The 15100-nt window shown below is 68.0% G+C and carries 12 protein-coding genes; 9 read left to right on the forward strand and 3 right to left on the reverse strand.

Annotated features, from left to right (window positions below; all coding sequences use genetic code 11):
• Positions 1–1064 precede the first annotated feature (1064 nt).
• The 5 genes from P7A99_RS17675 to P7A99_RS17695 all read left to right on the forward strand — a co-directional run bounded on the left by P7A99_RS17675 (position 1065) and on the right by P7A99_RS17695 (position 3028).
• Entirely contained in the window at positions 1065–1388 is a 324-nt protein-coding gene (locus P7A99_RS17675; RefSeq protein WP_116568347.1) for an ArsR/SmtB family transcription factor, read from the forward strand.
• Positions 1385–1804 carry an SRPBCC family protein gene (locus P7A99_RS17680; protein ID WP_277795084.1) on the forward strand — a complete coding sequence of 140 codons (420 nt, stop codon included), beginning with the start codon at positions 1385–1387 and terminating at the stop codon, positions 1802–1804. The genes P7A99_RS17675 and P7A99_RS17680 overlap by 4 nt, the downstream gene beginning before the upstream one ends.
• Positions 1805–1972: 168 nt before the next feature.
• Entirely contained in the window at positions 1973–2179 is a 207-nt protein-coding gene (locus tag P7A99_RS17685; RefSeq protein ID WP_277795085.1) for a hypothetical protein, read from the forward strand.
• A gap of 3 nt (positions 2180–2182) precedes the next feature.
• Positions 2183–2605 (forward strand): DUF1801 domain-containing protein, encoded by a 423-nt coding sequence (locus P7A99_RS17690; RefSeq protein WP_277795086.1) that lies wholly within the window; start codon positions 2183–2185, stop codon positions 2603–2605.
• Positions 2606–2617: 12 nt separating this feature from the next.
• Complete coding sequence (locus P7A99_RS17695; RefSeq protein ID WP_277795087.1) at positions 2618–3028, forward strand: DUF1801 domain-containing protein; 411 nt, start codon at positions 2618–2620, stop codon at positions 3026–3028.
• A 392-nt stretch (positions 3029–3420) separates the two neighbouring features.
• Here the strand turns inward: P7A99_RS17695 and P7A99_RS17700 are convergent, their stop codons facing one another.
• Positions 3421–6567: a TonB-dependent receptor gene (locus P7A99_RS17700; RefSeq protein WP_277795088.1), complete on the reverse strand. Its 3147-nt coding sequence runs from the start codon at positions 6565–6567 to the stop codon at positions 3421–3423.
• Positions 6568–7929: 1362 nt separating this feature from the next.
• Complete coding sequence (locus P7A99_RS17705) at positions 7930–8079, reverse strand: hypothetical protein (protein ID WP_277795089.1); 150 nt, start codon at positions 8077–8079, stop codon at positions 7930–7932.
• 146 nt (positions 8080–8225) lie between these two features.
• Here P7A99_RS17705 and P7A99_RS17710 point away from each other — a divergent pair, with 146 nt between their 5' ends.
• The gene (locus tag P7A99_RS17710; RefSeq protein ID WP_277795090.1) at positions 8226–8999 is read left to right on the forward strand and encodes a methyltransferase domain-containing protein; all 774 of its coding nucleotides are present in this window, start codon (positions 8226–8228) and stop codon (positions 8997–8999) included.
• Positions 9000–9231: 232 nt separating this feature from the next.
• Here P7A99_RS17710 and P7A99_RS17715 read toward each other — a convergent pair whose 3' ends face one another.
• Complete coding sequence (locus tag P7A99_RS17715; protein ID WP_277795181.1) at positions 9232–10965, reverse strand: patatin-like phospholipase family protein; 1734 nt, start codon at positions 10963–10965, stop codon at positions 9232–9234.
• Positions 10966–11078: 113 nt separating this feature from the next.
• On the opposite strand from P7A99_RS17715, the gene P7A99_RS17720 reads away from it, so the two are divergent.
• From P7A99_RS17720 to hisD, 3 genes are all read left to right on the forward strand, one after another.
• On the forward strand, positions 11079–12671 hold the full coding sequence (locus P7A99_RS17720; RefSeq protein WP_277795091.1) for a carboxyl transferase domain-containing protein: 1593 nt from the start codon (positions 11079–11081) through the stop codon (positions 12669–12671).
• Between the two features lie 63 nt (positions 12672–12734).
• Positions 12735–13571: an enoyl-CoA hydratase-related protein gene (locus P7A99_RS17725; protein ID WP_277795092.1), complete on the forward strand. Its 837-nt coding sequence runs from the start codon at positions 12735–12737 to the stop codon at positions 13569–13571.
• Positions 13572–13796: 225 nt separating this feature from the next.
• Positions 13797–15083 carry a histidinol dehydrogenase gene (hisD, locus tag P7A99_RS17730; protein WP_277795093.1) on the forward strand — a complete coding sequence of 429 codons (1287 nt, stop codon included), beginning with the start codon at positions 13797–13799 and terminating at the stop codon, positions 15081–15083.
• The last annotated feature ends 17 nt before the right edge of the window (positions 15084–15100 follow it).

Consider the following 15100-nt stretch of genomic DNA (forward strand, 5'->3'; position numbering starts at 1 on the left):
TCTACCCGCGCCCGCGGCGGTGGCCTCACCGCCCCCGCCGCCCCGGTTCGGGGGGGGGGGGGCCCCCCGCGGGGGGGGGGGGGCCGAGACTGGGCGCCGCGCCGGCGGTCGCCCCCTCCGTCACGCTGCGTATCCGCAGCGCGCCACCTCCCCCGTTTCTCGGGTGAGGAGAGAGACCCGACGGGGATAGAGCAGCGTGGATCCCCGGCGTATCGCCGACAGAATTCAACGATCTCAACCCCTTGAAACTTTCTCAGCCTCGCCGATCAGACGCGCTGAAACCCGCCGTACACTCAAACAGTCCCGTCGCGGGGAGAGGGCGCAAGGATCCGGCCCGAAGCGGCGACGTGGATGCGATCGAGCGGGGCTGAGGGAGCGGCGTGAGCCGGGCCCGAAGGCTTAAATGAGGATGGGGGACGTAAATCCATCCATCGGGAGCTTGCCCAAATAGGCTCCCGCCCGTCCAAGGGTTCGCGCCGCCATGCACGCCTGGCCGCCAAGAAACGGGGCGCATTGCATGGGGAAGGGGCACAGGGCTGAAGACGCCCGCGCGCCCCGGCCTGAGGAACAACGATCGCGCGGGGCGTTTAAGCTTCGTCGAAACGGTACTTAGAACTCACACATCCGGGCGAAGCCCGGACGCCCCGCGCCCTCTCCATCAACTTCCGTGGTTTCCACGAGAGGCTGAGAAGCCACGCCCGCCCCCAAGGAACCTCCCCCTCTGGGGGAGGCGGCCGAAGGCCGGTGGGGGGGGGGCCGTTTTCAGCTGTCGAGGCGCTGGCCGATCACCCACCAACTCCCCACCGATCGCTGACGCGATCGCCTCCCCCACAGGGGGAGGTCCGCCGACCAAGACCCTCCCCCTGAGGGGGGGGAGGTGGCCCGGAGGGCCGGAGGGGGAAGTATCTGATGAGCCAGCGGCGGCCGCAGACGCCGCAATCCCTTCCCCCTCAGTCGGCTTCGCCGACAGCTCCCCCTTCAGGGGGAGCATCTGCTCCCCATTGACTCACTCATAACTCACCGGTTATAGAAATCACATAACCCACGAGTTATCGATTTCACCCATGGAAACCCAGACCGACCTTCTGTTTCGCGCCCTGGCCGACCCGACCCGTCGGGCCCTGTTCGAGCGGCTGTGTCGCGAGGGCGAGCAGACGGTGGGGGCGCTCACCGCCACGGCGGGGGTGTCGCAGCCGGCGGTGTCCAAGCACCTGGCGGCGCTGAAGGCGGCCGGGCTGGTCGCCGACCGGCACGAGGGCCGGCAGACCCACTACAGCCCGCGCACGGCGGCTCTCGGGCCGCTGGCGGACTGGACGAAAGAGATGGCGCGGTTCTGGGAGGGGCGGTTCGACGCCCTCGAGGATCTGCTGAGCAGGATGGACCAATGACCGATACGCGCACCGCCGTCGTCGAGCGGGAATTCTCGCATCCCCCGGAAAAGCTGTGGCGGGCCCTGACCCAGCCGCACCTGATCGAGGAATGGCTGATGAAGAACGATTTTGCTCCCCAGGTCGGCCACCGCTTCCAGCTGAAGGGCGAGTGGGGCGGGACGCTGGACTGCGAGGTGCTGACGCTCGAGCCGGGCCGGGTGCTGGCCTATCGCTGGGACTTCGAGCACGAGGATCCGGCCTATGGCCTGAAAAGCATCGTCACCCTGACGCTGACGCCCACCGCCGGCGGTACGCACCTGCGCATGGAGCAGGCGGGCTTCCGCCCCGACCAGAAGCAGGCCTATGGCGGCGCCCACGCCGGCTGGAAGACCTTCTTCGACAAGCTGGACGGGCTGCTGGCGAAGGAAGGGTAGGGGGGACGTTTCAAGATCCGTACTTCCCCGCGAAGGCGGGGACCCAAGCTGACTTTCATGGGGAGGCGCGGCCGTGCGCCAGATCCCGGCTCGGCTTGGATCCCCGCGTTCGCGGGGAAGCTCGGTGGAAAGTTGGGGGAGACCCCCTAGAAACAAAGGGAGAAAACCATGAGCGGCTTCATCCGCCAGAGCCATCGCTGGCTTTCCATCGCCTTCACCCTGGGTGTGCTGACCTACATCGTCGTGATGAGTATGCTCGGCCAGCCGGCGGCCTGGGTGGGCCTGCTGGCCCTGATCCCGTTGATCCTGCTGCTGGTCTCGGGACTTTATCTGTTCGCGCTGCCCTATGTGCTGCGCTTGCGGAGGAAGGGCTGAGCCATGACGGACGACACGGCGCCGGTGAAGCTGCTATCGGGCGGCAATCCGCAGATCCCCAAGGGCGACGGCGACGGGCCGGTCCAGGCCTATATCGCCGCCATGCCGGGCTGGAAGCGCCAGGTCGGCGAGCGGATCGACGCCGTGGTCGCCCGCGAGGTTCCCGGCGTGCGCAAGGCGGTGAGGTGGAACTCGCCGTTCTACGGCGCGCCTGACGGCGAGGGCTGGTTCCTCAGCCTGCACTGCATGACGAAGTACGTGAAGGTCGCCTTCTTCAAGGGCGCGGCCCTGGAGCCGCCGCCGCCGGGGCCGTCCAAGCAGGCGAACGTACGCTATCTCGATATCTACGAAGATAGGGGCTGGGACGAGGCCCGTTTCGCCGACTGGGTGCGCCAGGCCGCGGCCCTGCCCGGCGAGAAACTGTGAGGGAGTGAACGGATGAAGGCGGGAGCGACGGGCGAGGCCCTGAGCGGCGTGGAAGCCGGCAAGCTGATCGACGAGCGCATCGCCTCGCTGGGCGACTGGCGCGGAGAGACCCTGGCCAGGGTCCGGGCCCTGATCCACGAGGCCGACCCCGACGTGCTGGAGGAGTGGAAGTGGCGCGGCACGCCGGTGTGGTCGCACGCCGGCATCGTCTGCACCGGCGAGACCTACAAGGCCTACGTCAAGCTGACCTTCGCCAAGGGGGCGTCGCTGCCCGATCCGGCGGGGCTGTTCAATTCCAGCCTGGAGGGAAACACCCGCCGGGCCATCGATATCCCGCAAGGCGCGACGATCGACGAGGCGGCGCTGAAGGCGCTGTTCCGGGCGGGCGTGGAGCTGAACCTGAGCAAGAAGGGGAAGCGCTGAAACCCTCTCTCTTGGAGAGAGGGAGGGGCCCGCCGCGAAGCGGTGGGAGGGTGAGAGGTTTCAAAGTTGGCCGGTTTCACCTTCACCTCACGGCCGTCATCCCGGGCGGAGCGAAGCGCAGACCCGGGACCCAGGGGCCGGCGCAATGCGTGGGGCGTCCACCGAGTGTTCGAGCCAAGCTTCGAGCCCGGTCCCCTGGGTCCCGGATAAGCCCTGCGGGCTTTCCGGGATGACGATCTTTGGGGGTCCTTGCTGCTAATAGCGTACCCACTCACCCTCCCACGCCTGCGGCGCGGGCCCCTCCCTCTCTCCATGAGAGAGGGACTAAAACACCAAAGAAAAAGCCGCCCCGGTCGCCCGGGACGGCTTTCTCGTTTCGCTCTCGCGACGCCTTAGAACTTGTAGGTGGCGCCCATGAAGAAGCGGCGGCCCGAGTAGCCGGTGTTGATCAGGCGGATGTCGCCGGCCCAGCTGGTTTCGTCTTCCTTCGTGAGGTTCTTGCCCTCGGCGAAGAACGACAGGCCCTCGACGGGCGTGCGCCAGGTGATCTTGCCGTCCAGGTAGCCGGTCGGGTCGCGGAAGATCGGGTTGCCCGACTGGTCCGCGGCGGTGACCAGGTATTCCGAACGGTAGTTGTAGGCCAGGCGGGCGTTGATCGGGCCCTTATCGTACCAGAGCGTGGCGTTGTAGCTGTGCTCCGACAGACCCGGATAGGGCAAGGACGAGCCGTCCAGCGAGCTGAACACGCCGACGTCCTTGGCCTTCTGGTAGGTGTAGTTCAGGTCAACGCCGAAGCCCGACAGCAGGCCCGGCAGCCAGGTGAAGGCGGTCTTGGCGGTCAGCTCCAGGCCCGAGATCTTGGCGCCGTCGCCGTTGATGTAGGTGTTGTAGTAGTACAGCACGCCGTCGCCGAAGATGTCCTGCTGGCCCAGGTTGGTGCGCTGCGACAGGTAGAACGACTTGATGTCCTTGTAGAAGAAGCCGGCCGACAGCTGGGTGTCGGTGTTGGGGTACCACTCGAACGACAGGTCGTACTGGTCGGCGCGATACGGCTTCAGGGCCGGGTTGCCGGCCGAGCAGCTGTCGGGACCATCCTCGGACGTACCATCGTTGGTGTAGTTGATGGTGCAGGTGACGTTCGGGATGATGAAGTTGCCCAGCGGGCGGGCCATCAGCTGGGCGTAACCGGCGCGCGCGCTCAGGCGGTTGTCGATCAGCCAGGTCTGGATGTTGAAGCTGGGCAGCCAGATCGTGTAGTCGCGCTTGAACGTGACCTGGTTGTTGGACACCGTGTTGGTCGAGGCGACGCCGTTGACCAGGCGGGTTTCGTTGCGGGTCACCTGACCGGTCGACGACGTCTCGGTGTAGACGCGGCGCAGGCCGAAGTTGCCCAGCACCTCACGGCCGCCGAGGTCGAAACCGTAGTCCAGTCGCAGGTACTGGGCGTTGGTCTTCTCGTCGATGCTGTAGGGGATCTGGTCGTAGGTCTTACCGTCGTTGCCGACGCCCTGATACAGGTTGTTCAGGTTGAAGTGGCTGGTGTCCAGGTACTGGGAGATGCCGGCGAAGGTCGGATACTTCCAGGTCGAGGGCAGGCCGTTGCCGGCATAGTAGAAGTTCGACGGCAGGTCGGTCATCGCCGCGGCGAAGACCTGGTTGGAGAAGGCGCGCGACCAGTTCTCGGTCGAGTTCCAGTAGCTGGTCTGGTAGGCGTTGCCGAGCACCGGGTTGGTCTGGTCGGCGGCCTGGCCGTTGACCACGGTGGCGGTCGAGTTGACCGAGTTGGCGTAGATGACGATGTCGTCCAGCGCGCTGGTCGGGTTGGCGCCGCCGTCGATGACGCGACCGCCGTAGCCGTAGCCCGAGATCGACGCGTTGGAGTAGCGGCCGCCGAACTTGATCGACTTGATGATCGGCAGTTCGGTCCGGTACTCGAAGTCGATCTTGTACTGGTCTTCGGCGTTGGCCGACTGCGAGGGGCGGTACTGGATCTGATACTGGTTCACCGCCGCGGCGTCCGACGGGCTGAAGCCCGGGGCGAAGGTGAAGATCGGCGCCGAGGTGCCGTCGGCCAGGGTGACCTTCAGGCCCGGCGTGTTGAACGACACCGAGGCGTTGTTGGTCTCGCTGACGGTCTCGGTCGAGGCGTTCGAACCGACGAAGTCGATCTTCCAGCGCTCGTTTTGGTAGTTGAAGCCGTAGGTGACGTACTCGGAGTCCGTCTCGTAGGTGAAGTCGCGCGACGAGATGCTGAAGGCGTTGTTGCCGCCGCGGTTGGCGGTGCCCAGGCAGTCGCCGATGACGAATTCGGTGACGTTGTGGTTGGCGTCGACCTTCACGCCCGGGACGTTCTGGGCGGTGGCCGGCGTCACGCGGGCGCAGCCGGGACCGTAGTTGAGGGCGTCGAGCGCCGTCAGGCCGGTGCCGTAGTTGATGTCGTTCATCACGTCTTCGCGCTTGTTGCGCTGATAGGTGACGTACGCCGTCAGATTGTCGGTGAACTTGTACTGGGCGGTCAGCTCGGCCGAGGAGCGCTTGGAGTCGCGGTCCCAGACGCGGTAGCGCGGCACGCGCGGGCTATAGTCGTACCACTGGCTTTCGCAGGCGGTGCGGGCCTGCGAGGTCGACAGCACCGACGAGTCCGGGGTGACGACGCTGGCGCAGCTGGCTTCGGTGTTGAAGCCGCGCAGGTAGTCGTTGACCGTCTGGTTGTAGGCCGGATTGTAGTACTCGACGGTCTTTTCGGCGGTGTTGTCGAAGTCGGCCAGGCGGGCCCACGAGTTGCCGTCGTAGTAGTCGCCGCGGGTGATGACGCGGTCGTAGGTCAGGTTGCCCATAAGGCCCAGGCGGCCTTCGAACAGCTGGGTGGCGCCGAACAGGTTGCCGCGCGGCTTCCAGCCGCCCTGGGTGTCGAGCTTCTGGCCCGAGGCGGTCATCGAGAAGGTCGGCTTCTTGAAGTCCAGCGGCTTGTTGGTGGTCACCGAGACCGTGCCGCCGACGCCGCCTTCGGTCATGTCGGAGGTGAAGCCCTTGAACACGTCGATCGACTTGACCAGTTCGGAGGGCAGCTCGCGGAAGTCGTTCGAGCGGCCGCCGCCGCCGTAGACGCTGAGGTTGCCGGCGGTCGACAGGGCGCCCACGCCGTTGATCTCGACGCGGTTCAGGTCGGGCTCGACGCCGCGGATCGACACCGCGTTGCCTTCGCCGAAGTCACGCGCCAGCTGCACGCCGGTGATGCGGCCCAGGGCCTCGCCGACGTTCTTGTCGGGGAACTGGCCGATGTCTTCGGCGACGATCGAGTCCGAGACGGTGTTCGCGCGCTTCTTGCGGCCCATGGCCGACTGGAGGCTGGCGCGGGTGCCGACGACGATGACTTCCTCGACGGCGGTCTCGGTGGAGACGCCGGCGTCCTGGGCGGGGGCAGGGGCGGGGGCCGTCTGGGCGAGGGCCGAGCCGCCGCCGATCAGCAGCAGGATGGCCGCCATGCCCGAAGTACGCATCAGCCCGTTGTCGCGCCGGGCCTTGGTGTTGACCTTCATAGTATTCCTCCAAGTCGTGGACGGCGAAACCGTCCGGGCCAGCGGCGTCTCTCGAGGCGGCCGACCCAATGTCGTGAGATGAGAAAACCTGAGCGGCGGGGCGTCCGACGAAGACCGGCAGTCGAATCGGAAGTCCCTGGGCCCGGGCCGTTGCGATGCGCGAGGATCAAGGACGGAACTGGCCCGGCGGCGCTGTGCGCTCTGAAGGGCAAGTCCTGACGGCGGGCCTGGGGTAAGGAGCGGACGCCTCTACGGACGGCGGCGAAACGCTGCGCGGTCCGTATCTCGATCTTCTGCGATCGTGCGCGTGATGCGGCCACGCGACACTGGTCTAGGCGGTCTGCGTCCGCCGCGGACCTTTGGTCTCTGCGTACGGTGCGTATCCATCCATTTCCAAACGGAAGCGCGGAGTCAACGGTCGGGAGACAAAATTACGCCCGTGAGGCCCGCAGCCTCATTCATGTGACAATTAAAGCACTTTGTTCCCACATAATGGAATGCTTTTGCAACAATCGGGATTAGTGCTTGATTTTGGCGCTCATCCTGCCCAGTGTGGCGACATTCGGCGCGTCCGCGCGCCCGGCCGGCGACAAGATCGGGATCGAGAGGAAGCGACAGGAGATGGCCCAATGGCCCTTCCCAAGCTCCGACCGACCCGCCGAAACCGCCAGCCGTCTGGGGTAGTCAGCAGGGAGGGACAGTCATCCCGCCGGTCGCTTCGGCGGCGCGCCCGGAGCCATCGGAAGGCGGCTCAGGCGCGACGAAGAAACCGGTGTCTATAGCGGTCTTAAGTTACCAGGAATTGGTCGCGTTTCTCGGCGTTGTGTGTGCGTGCCGTGGTCTACGCTTCCGGAAGGCGGGTTTCGCAAGGGGTTGCGGGACGCGCTTGAAGCACTGACCGTCCCGTCCTGCAGAGGGCGGGGCGAATTCCGTATTCTGGGGGGCTCGGCCGGGCGTCAATGCGCCTGGCGAGTCTGATCGCCGCGGGTCTCGTTCCCGCGTGCAGGGCGCGTCGCCGCGCCGAGATTTTCTATTCACAGAACGTCGTTCAAAACGAAAGAAGCCCCGGACGAGGTCCGAGGCTTCCGATCCGTTCACGGCCAGCGCTCGGGCGCGCGGCCGAAGGACGGCATTTGTCCGCAAAGGGCGCTGGAGGTCAGATTTGACCCATGGTCTTCACGGAGCGTTCCAGCGCGTTCGCGATCGACAAATGAGACACTGGATCACCTCCTTTCGGCTGCGCGTCACAACCTGACGCACAACTAAGGTTGGGTGCGGGCGGCGCCTTGGCAAGAGGGGGCAGCCCCGGTTCGCGCAAAGGGGGGACCGTGCGCGATCCGGGGCCGCGCTCCTGGTGACTGGCTAGAGGGCGCGCCAGGCCAGGAGGATCATCGTCCAGAGACCAAGGTTGAGGGCCAGGACCGCCACGCGGGGGCCGTTCACGCGCGCGGCCAGGGCCACGGCGCGCGAGCGCTGGGCGTGGGGGGCGGCGGTAGCGGCGGTACGGGTCACGGCGATGGCTCCTCGGGATGACTGGGCGGCGCGGCTCGCGTCGCTCTTACCCACTTAAGATAGGAAGCCGGTCGATGGTTTCATATGCGACAAAACCGACGCGGGCCCCCATGGTCGTGCGCGAATTGTCGCAGAGAGTCGCCGCCATGCCTGCCTGGGATCCGGACGTCTATTCCCGCTATCGCGCCTATCGCGACCGGCCGGCGCTGGACCTGATGCTGAAGATCCCGCGCGACCTGGATCCGAAGGAGATCTGGGACCTGGGCTGCGGTCCGGGCGAGCACGCCGCCCTGCTGGCCGCGCGGCATCCGGACGCCGTGGTCCATGGCCTGGATTCGAGCCCGCAGATGCTGGACCGCGCCAGGGGGCAGGGGGCGGATGTCGACTGGGTGCTGGGCGACATCGACGCCTGGCGGCCGCAGGTCGCGCCGGACCTGATTTTCACCAACGCCGCGCTGCAATGGCTCGACGGGCACGAGACGCTGTTCCCGCGCCTGCTGGAAAGCCTGGCGCCCGGCGGGGTGCTGGCCTGCCAGATTCCGCAGGTCGAGGACGCCGGCTGGCGGCGCAGCCTGCGCGAGGTCGCCGGGCAGGGGTCGTGGGCCGGCAAGCTGGCGGCGCTGGACGGCGTGCGCCAGGGCCACGATCCGCGCGCCTATCACGACTGGCTCTCGCCCCTGGCGTCCGACCTGGATGTCTGGGTGACGACCTATGTCCACGCCCTGGAGGGCGAGGACCCGATCGTCGACTGGACCTCCGGCACGAGCCTGCGGCCCTATCTGGAGCGGCTGGATCCCGGCGAGGAGACAGCGGCGTTCCTGGCGGCGTGGCGGGCGCGACTGGCGGTGGATTATCCCCGGCGGGCCGACGGGATCACGCTGCTGCCGTTCACGCGGCTGTTCGTGGTGGCGCGGAGGTAGGGGTGCTGACCCTCTCTCTTTGAGAGAGGGAGGGGCCCATGGCGCAGCCATGGGAGGGTGAGAGGTTACACTCTCTCCGAATGGAGCGCGGCTGGTTGGGTGTTTTGCAGTAGTCGCGGGATTTCGCCCGTAGTTGAAGGGATCGAGATTTTCCGGCTGACGGTGAAACCTCTCACCCTCCCACCGCTTCGCGGCGGGCCCCTCCCTCTCTCGAAGAGAGAGGGATCAATAACTACCCCATCTCCGCCAGGCTACTTCTGCGTCGAAGCTGCGTCACTGGAACCTCCAGGCTGTCCAAAGCCAGGGCGGCGGCTTCGAAGCCTGCGGCCACGGCTGGTTCAAAGGCCCTCCAGTCGCGGATGTCGACGCCTTCGAGCCTTGGCGTGATCAGTACGTCGCTGGCTTCGCGGCTGGCGGCGAGGTCGCGGCCGGTGGAGACCGTGGCCGCGCGCATCAGCAGGGCGACGATCGGCGGGCCCTTGCGCCATTCGCCCGAGATCAGCCAGCGCCAGAACGAGGGCGGGGTGACGATGTCGTCGGCTGTGATGCTGCGGCCGCGGGTGACGTCGACGCCGATGATCGGCCCCAGCTGGAAGGCGCGCATGACGTCGGCGGGGAAGTTTTTCATCACCGCCCCGTCGACCAGCACCATCTCGCCATCGGCCACGGGCGGCAGCACGCCGGGCAGCGAGATCGAGGCCCGCAGCGCCTGGTGCAGCGGTCCGGTGCGGTGCAGGTGATAGGCCCCCGAGGTCAGGTTCGACGACACGCAGAAGAACGGCAGCCACAGGTCGGCGATGTCGATGTCGCCGAAGTGCTCGTGCAGGCGCTCCTTGACCTTCTCGCCCCGGGTCATGGCGATCAGGGGAAAGGCGATGTCGTCGAGCGGGCTGGACTCCACGAAGGCCTTGCGGATGCGGGTCTCCATCTCGCCGTCGTCCCAGCCCATGGCCAGGCCCGCCGCGACGATGGCGCCCATCGAGGCGCCGCCGACGAAGTCGATCGGCACGCCGCGCTCGCGCAGGGCCTGCACGGCGCCGACATGGGCGTAGGCCCGCGCGCCACCGCCGGAGAGAACGAGGCCCACCGATTGGCCGGTGAGCACCCTGGCCAGGCGCTCGACGTCGGCCAGGCCGTTTTCGCGCAGGTGGAACAGGCGGGCGGCGTCGGTGGCCTCCAGCCAGGCCTGCGAGCCCTGCGGCCGCCTGGCGCCGGGCGGCTGGATCAGGATCAGGTCGATCAGTCGCTGGGCCTGCAGCGGGCGCGAGGCGTAGGTCGGCAGTTCCCCCGGCGGGGCGCGATCGCCGCGCCCGACCCGGAACAATCGGTCGACCTGGCGGCCGACCACGTGCTTCCAGGCCGTCTCGCCCGTCTCGGCGACATACAGCACGAAGTCGTGGGTGCGCTCGACGCGGCTGAACCACTCGGTGGGGGCCAGCAGGTTCTCGCCGCCCTCGACGGTGACGGCGTAGCCCAGCGAGGCGATGCAGCGGGCGATGCGCTCGACGATCGGGCGGATCGGCGGGCCGTCGCTGGCGGCGATGAAGCCGTAGACCGAAGGATCGCCGATCGAGGCGTGGGCGCCGGCCTGGCGGGCGCGACGGATCATCAGGCGCGACAGCTCGATCATCACGTCGGGGTCCTGCTCCACCGCCTCGAAAAAGGCCGTGCGGGGCAGGGCCAGGACCTCGGAATCGCGCAGGGCCACCATGTGGGCCGAGTGCGGGGCGCCGGCGATCATCGCCATCTCGCCGGCCGGCTCGCCTGGACGGATCACGCCCAGGAACTGCGGCTCCTGGCCTTCTTCGCGCCTGAAGGCTCCTAGGCGGCCGGTGCGCAGGAAGTAGAGGTGGTCGGAGGCCTCGCCGGGCGCATAGAGTAGGGAGCCGCCGGGCAGGGAGAACCAGGCGGCGTCGCCCTCGCGCCCTTCGCGCGCGAACAGCCGGGCCAGGGCCGTGTCGGCCATGAAGTAGGGTAGGGTGACCACGGGACGGACGCTAAACGGAACCGGCGAGCTTTGCCAATGAGGGTGAAATATCGCCGCTTTCGAATGGAAACGGAAAAGGCTATGCCTCGCTTATGCCGAAGCTGAACACGCTTATTGACAAGAACAGCGCTTCGTTCGCGAAAAACGCTGCCCACAACACGGCCCTGGTGGAGGAACTGCGCGAAAGGGTCGCGACCGCGGCCCTGGGCGGCTCGGAGAGCGCCCGCAGCAAGCACGCCGCCCGTGGCAAGCTGCTGCCCCGCGAACGGGTGGAGCGCCTGCTCGATCCGGGCTCGCCGTTCCTGGAGATCGGCCAGCTGGCCGCCTTCGACCTGTACAAGGGCGAGGCGCCCGGCGCGGGGATCATCGCCGGCATCGGCCGGGTGTCGGGCCGCGAGGTGATGATCGTGGCCAACGACGCCACGGTGAAGGGCGGCGCCTATTTCCCGATGACGGTGAAGAAGCACCTGCGCGCCCAGGAGATCGCCGAGCAGAACCGCCTGCCGTGCGTCTATCTGGTCGACAGCGGCGGCGCGAACCTACCCCACCAGGCCGAGGTGTTCCCCGACCGCGACCACTTCGGCCGCATCTTCTTCAACCAGGCGCGAATGAGCGCCCGGGGCATCGCCCAGATCGCCTGCGTCATGGGCTCGTGCACGGCCGGCGGCGCCTATGTGCCGGCGATGAGCGACGAGACCGTCATCGTGCGCGAGCAGGGCACCATCTTCCTGGCCGGCCCGCCGCTGGTGAAGGCCGCGACCGGCGAGGTCATCTCGGCCGAGGAACTGGGCGGCGCCGACACCCACGGCCGCCGCTCGGGCGTCGTGGACCACGTGGCCGACGACGACGAGCACGCGCTGGAGATCGTCCGCTCGATCGTCGCCAACCTGAACGCCGAGAAACGGCACGAGGCGGTGATCGCCGACGCCGAGCCGCCGCTCTACGATCCCGAAGACATCTACGGCGTCGTGCCGACCGACGTGCGCGCGCCCTACGACGTGCGCGAGGTGATCGCCCGCATCGTCGACGGCTCCAAGTTCGACGAGTTCAAGGCGCTGTACGGCACGACCCTGGTCTGCGGCTTCGCCCGCATCTGGGGCCAGCCGGTGGCGATCCTGGCCAACAACGGCGTGCTGTTCTCGGAAAGCGCGCTGAAGGGCGCGCACTTCATCGAGCTGGCCTGCAAGCGCAAGATCCCGCTGGTGTTCCTGCAGAACATCTCGGGCTTCATGGTCGGCGGCAAGTACGAGGCCGGCGGCATCGCCAAGGACGGCGCCAAGCTGGTGACGGCCGTGGCCAGCGCGGAGGTGCCGAAGTTCACGGTGCTGATCGGCGGCAGCTTCGGGGCCGGCAACTACGGCATGTGCGGCCGGGCCTACAGCCCGCGCTTCCTCTTCACCTGGCCCAATTCGCGGATCTCGGTGATGGGCGGCGAGCAGGCCGCCAGCGTGCTGGCCACCGTCCACCGCGACGCCGCCACCTGGACCGACGAAGAGGCCGAGGCCTTCAAGGCCCCGATCCGCCAGCGCTACGAGGACGAGGGCAATCCGTACCACGCCACCTCGCGGCTGTGGGACGACGGGATCATTGATCCGGCTCAAACCCGAGACGTGCTGGGCCTGGCCATATCGGCCAGCCTGAACGCGCCGATTCCGGAGACGACCTTCGGCGTCTTCAGGATGTGACCGTGCAAGCGGAACCTCTGCTTTGGGCGTACCATTAGACTTCCGATTAGAAGGAGCGTGCTCATGACCAACCCCATCGCCGACCCGATCGTCGAGGTGCCGGACACCGACGCCATGAGCCCGCTGGTCCACATGGACTCCACGCCCGAAGGGGCGGTGACGGTGTGGATCAACCGGCCTGAGAAGAAGAACGCCTTCGACGGCGAGACCATCGCCGCTCTGGCTCAGGCGTTCGAGACCCTGCACGGGGCCGAGGGCGTGCGGATCGTGTTCCTGCGCGGCGTGGGCGGCACGTTCTGCGCCGGCGCGGATCTGGAATGGATGGCCGCCGCGGCCGAGTGGGACGAGGACGACAACCGCGCCGACGCCCTGGAGCTGGCGCGGATGCTTAAGGCCCTGCACGACATTCCGGCCCTGACCGTGGCCCTGGTCGAGGGCGCGGCCTTCGGCGGCGGCGCCGGCCTGGTGGCCGCCTGCGACCACGCGCTGGCCACGGCGGATGCGAAGTTCGCCTTCTCGGAGGTGAAGCTGGGCCTGACCCCGGCCACCATCAGCCCGTACGTGATCGCCGCCCTGGGTCCGCGCACCTCCAAGCTTTTGTTCGCCACCGGCCGGGTGTTCGACGCCGACGCGGCCTGGAGCTACGGCCTGGTCGACGAGGTGTTCGACGACGTCGAGGGCCTGGTCGCGGCGCAGGACGCTCTGATCGAGGAAGTGGTCGTCTGCGCCCCGGGCGCGATCGGCGACGCCAAGGCGCTGGTCAACGACTTCGCCTTCGAGAAGATCGATCGCGGCCTGATCGACGACAGCGCCCGCCGCATCGCCCGCCGCCGGGTCTCTGACGAGGGTCAGGAAGGCGTGCGAGCGTTCCTGGCCAAGCGCAAGCCGGGCTGGATCTGAAGCTTTCTTGATCCCTCTCCCCTTGCGGGAGAGGGTGGCCTCGCGGAGCGAGGTCGGGTGAGGGGTCGATGATCGGCGCCGCTGCGGCGGCGGTGCGACTGGTCGCGGCGACTGGTTTTGAGAGACCCCTCATCCGTCGCCTTTCGGCGACACCTTCTCCCGCAAGGGGAGAAGGGGACGTCAAATGTCCCTTGCCCCCGCCGTAAAAACGCGCATCTAGGCGCCATGCGCCGGTTTGACTTTTCCAGCCCCGACTTCGCCCAGGCCTTCAAGGCCTTCCTCGACGAGCGCCGCGGTTCGCCCGCCGACGTCGACGCCGCGGCCGCCGATGTGCTGGAGGCCGTGCGACACGGCGGTCTCGACGCCGTGCTCGACTACACCCGCCGCTTCGACAAGGTTGAGCTGACGCCCGACACCGTGCGCGTCACCGCCGAAGAGATCGAGGCGGGCGCCGCCGAGTGCTCGCAGGATGTTCGCGAGGCCATCGCCTTCGCCGCCAAACGCATCCGCGCCTATCACAGCCGCCAGCGTCCGGCCGACCAGGCCTGGACCGACGAGGCCGGCGTCGAGCTGGGCTGGCGCTGGACGCCGCTGGAGGCCGTGGGCGTCTACGTGCCCGGCGGCCGCGCGGCCTATCCCTCGACCGTGCTGATGAACGCCGTGCCGGCCCAGGTGGCGGGCGTCGACCGCATCGCCATGGTCACCCCGCCCGGCAAGCTGCAGCCGGCGGTGCTGGCGGCGGCCAAGGAAGCCGGCGTCACCGAGATCTGGCGCGTGGGCGGGGCCCAGGCCGTGGCCGCCCTGGCCTATGGGGCCGGCCCCATCCTGTCGGTCGACAAGATCGTCGGTCCCGGCAACGCCTATGTCACCGCCGCCAAGCGCCGCCTGTACGGCGTGGTCGGCATCGACGCCCTGGCCGGTCCGTCGGAGATCGTCGTGGTCGCCGACGCCCAGAACAATCCCGACTGGATCGCCGCCGACCTGCTCAGCCAGGCCGAGCACGACCCGGCCGCCCAGTCGATCCTGATCACCGACGATGAAGCCTTCGCCGCCGCCGTCGAGGCCGCAGTGGCCGAGCGCCTGAAGACCCTGTCGACCGGGCAGGACGCCGCCGCCTCGTGGCGCGACCACGGCGCGGTGATCATCGCCCCGCTGGACGAGAGCCCGGCCCTGGTGGACGCCATCGCCCCCGAGCACGTCGAGTTCGCCATGGAGAACCCGGAGGCCCTGTCGGACCGGGTGCGCCACGCCGGCGCGATCTTCCTGGGCCGCCTGACGCCGGAAGCCATCGGCGACTACGTGGCCGGCTCCAACCACGTGCTGCCCACCAGCCGCGCGGCGCGCTTCCAGTCGGGCCTGTCGATCTACGACTTCATCAAGCGCACCTCGATCGTGAAGTGCGACGCGGCCTCGTTCGGCATCCTGGGTCCGCACACCGCGGCGCTGGCGGAGGCCGAAGGCCTGCCGGCCCACGCCTTGTCGGCATCCATTCGGTTGCCTTCGAAGGGCTGACAGGCAAATCTCGCCGT

This window comes from Caulobacter endophyticus (genome assembly GCF_029543245.1).
In the GTDB taxonomy this organism is placed as follows: Bacteria; Pseudomonadota; Alphaproteobacteria; order Caulobacterales; family Caulobacteraceae; genus Caulobacter; species Caulobacter endophyticus_A.

Coding starts and splice junctions, on each gene's coding strand:
- P7A99_RS17675 (WP_116568347.1), top strand. CDS start 1,065: ATGGAAACCCAGACCGACCTTCTGTTTCGCGCCCTGGCCGACCCGACC.
- P7A99_RS17680 (WP_277795084.1), top strand. CDS start 1,385: ATGACCGATACGCGCACCGCCGTCGTCGAGCGGGAATTCTCGCATCCC.
- P7A99_RS17685 (WP_277795085.1), top strand. CDS start 1,973: ATGAGCGGCTTCATCCGCCAGAGCCATCGCTGGCTTTCCATCGCCTTC.
- P7A99_RS17690 (WP_277795086.1), top strand. CDS start 2,183: ATGACGGACGACACGGCGCCGGTGAAGCTGCTATCGGGCGGCAATCCG.
- P7A99_RS17695 (WP_277795087.1), top strand. CDS start 2,618: ATGAAGGCGGGAGCGACGGGCGAGGCCCTGAGCGGCGTGGAAGCCGGC.
- P7A99_RS17700 (WP_277795088.1), bottom strand. CDS start 6,567: ATGAAGGTCAACACCAAGGCCCGGCGCGACAACGGGCTGATGCGTACT.
- P7A99_RS17710 (WP_277795090.1), top strand. CDS start 8,226: ATGCCTGCCTGGGATCCGGACGTCTATTCCCGCTATCGCGCCTATCGC.
- P7A99_RS17715 (WP_277795181.1), bottom strand. CDS start 10,965: ATGGCCGACACGGCCCTGGCCCGGCTGTTCGCGCGCGAAGGGCGCGAG.
- P7A99_RS17720 (WP_277795091.1), top strand. CDS start 11,079: ATGCCGAAGCTGAACACGCTTATTGACAAGAACAGCGCTTCGTTCGCG.
- P7A99_RS17725 (WP_277795092.1), top strand. CDS start 12,735: ATGACCAACCCCATCGCCGACCCGATCGTCGAGGTGCCGGACACCGAC.
- hisD (WP_277795093.1), top strand. CDS start 13,797: ATGCGCCGGTTTGACTTTTCCAGCCCCGACTTCGCCCAGGCCTTCAAG.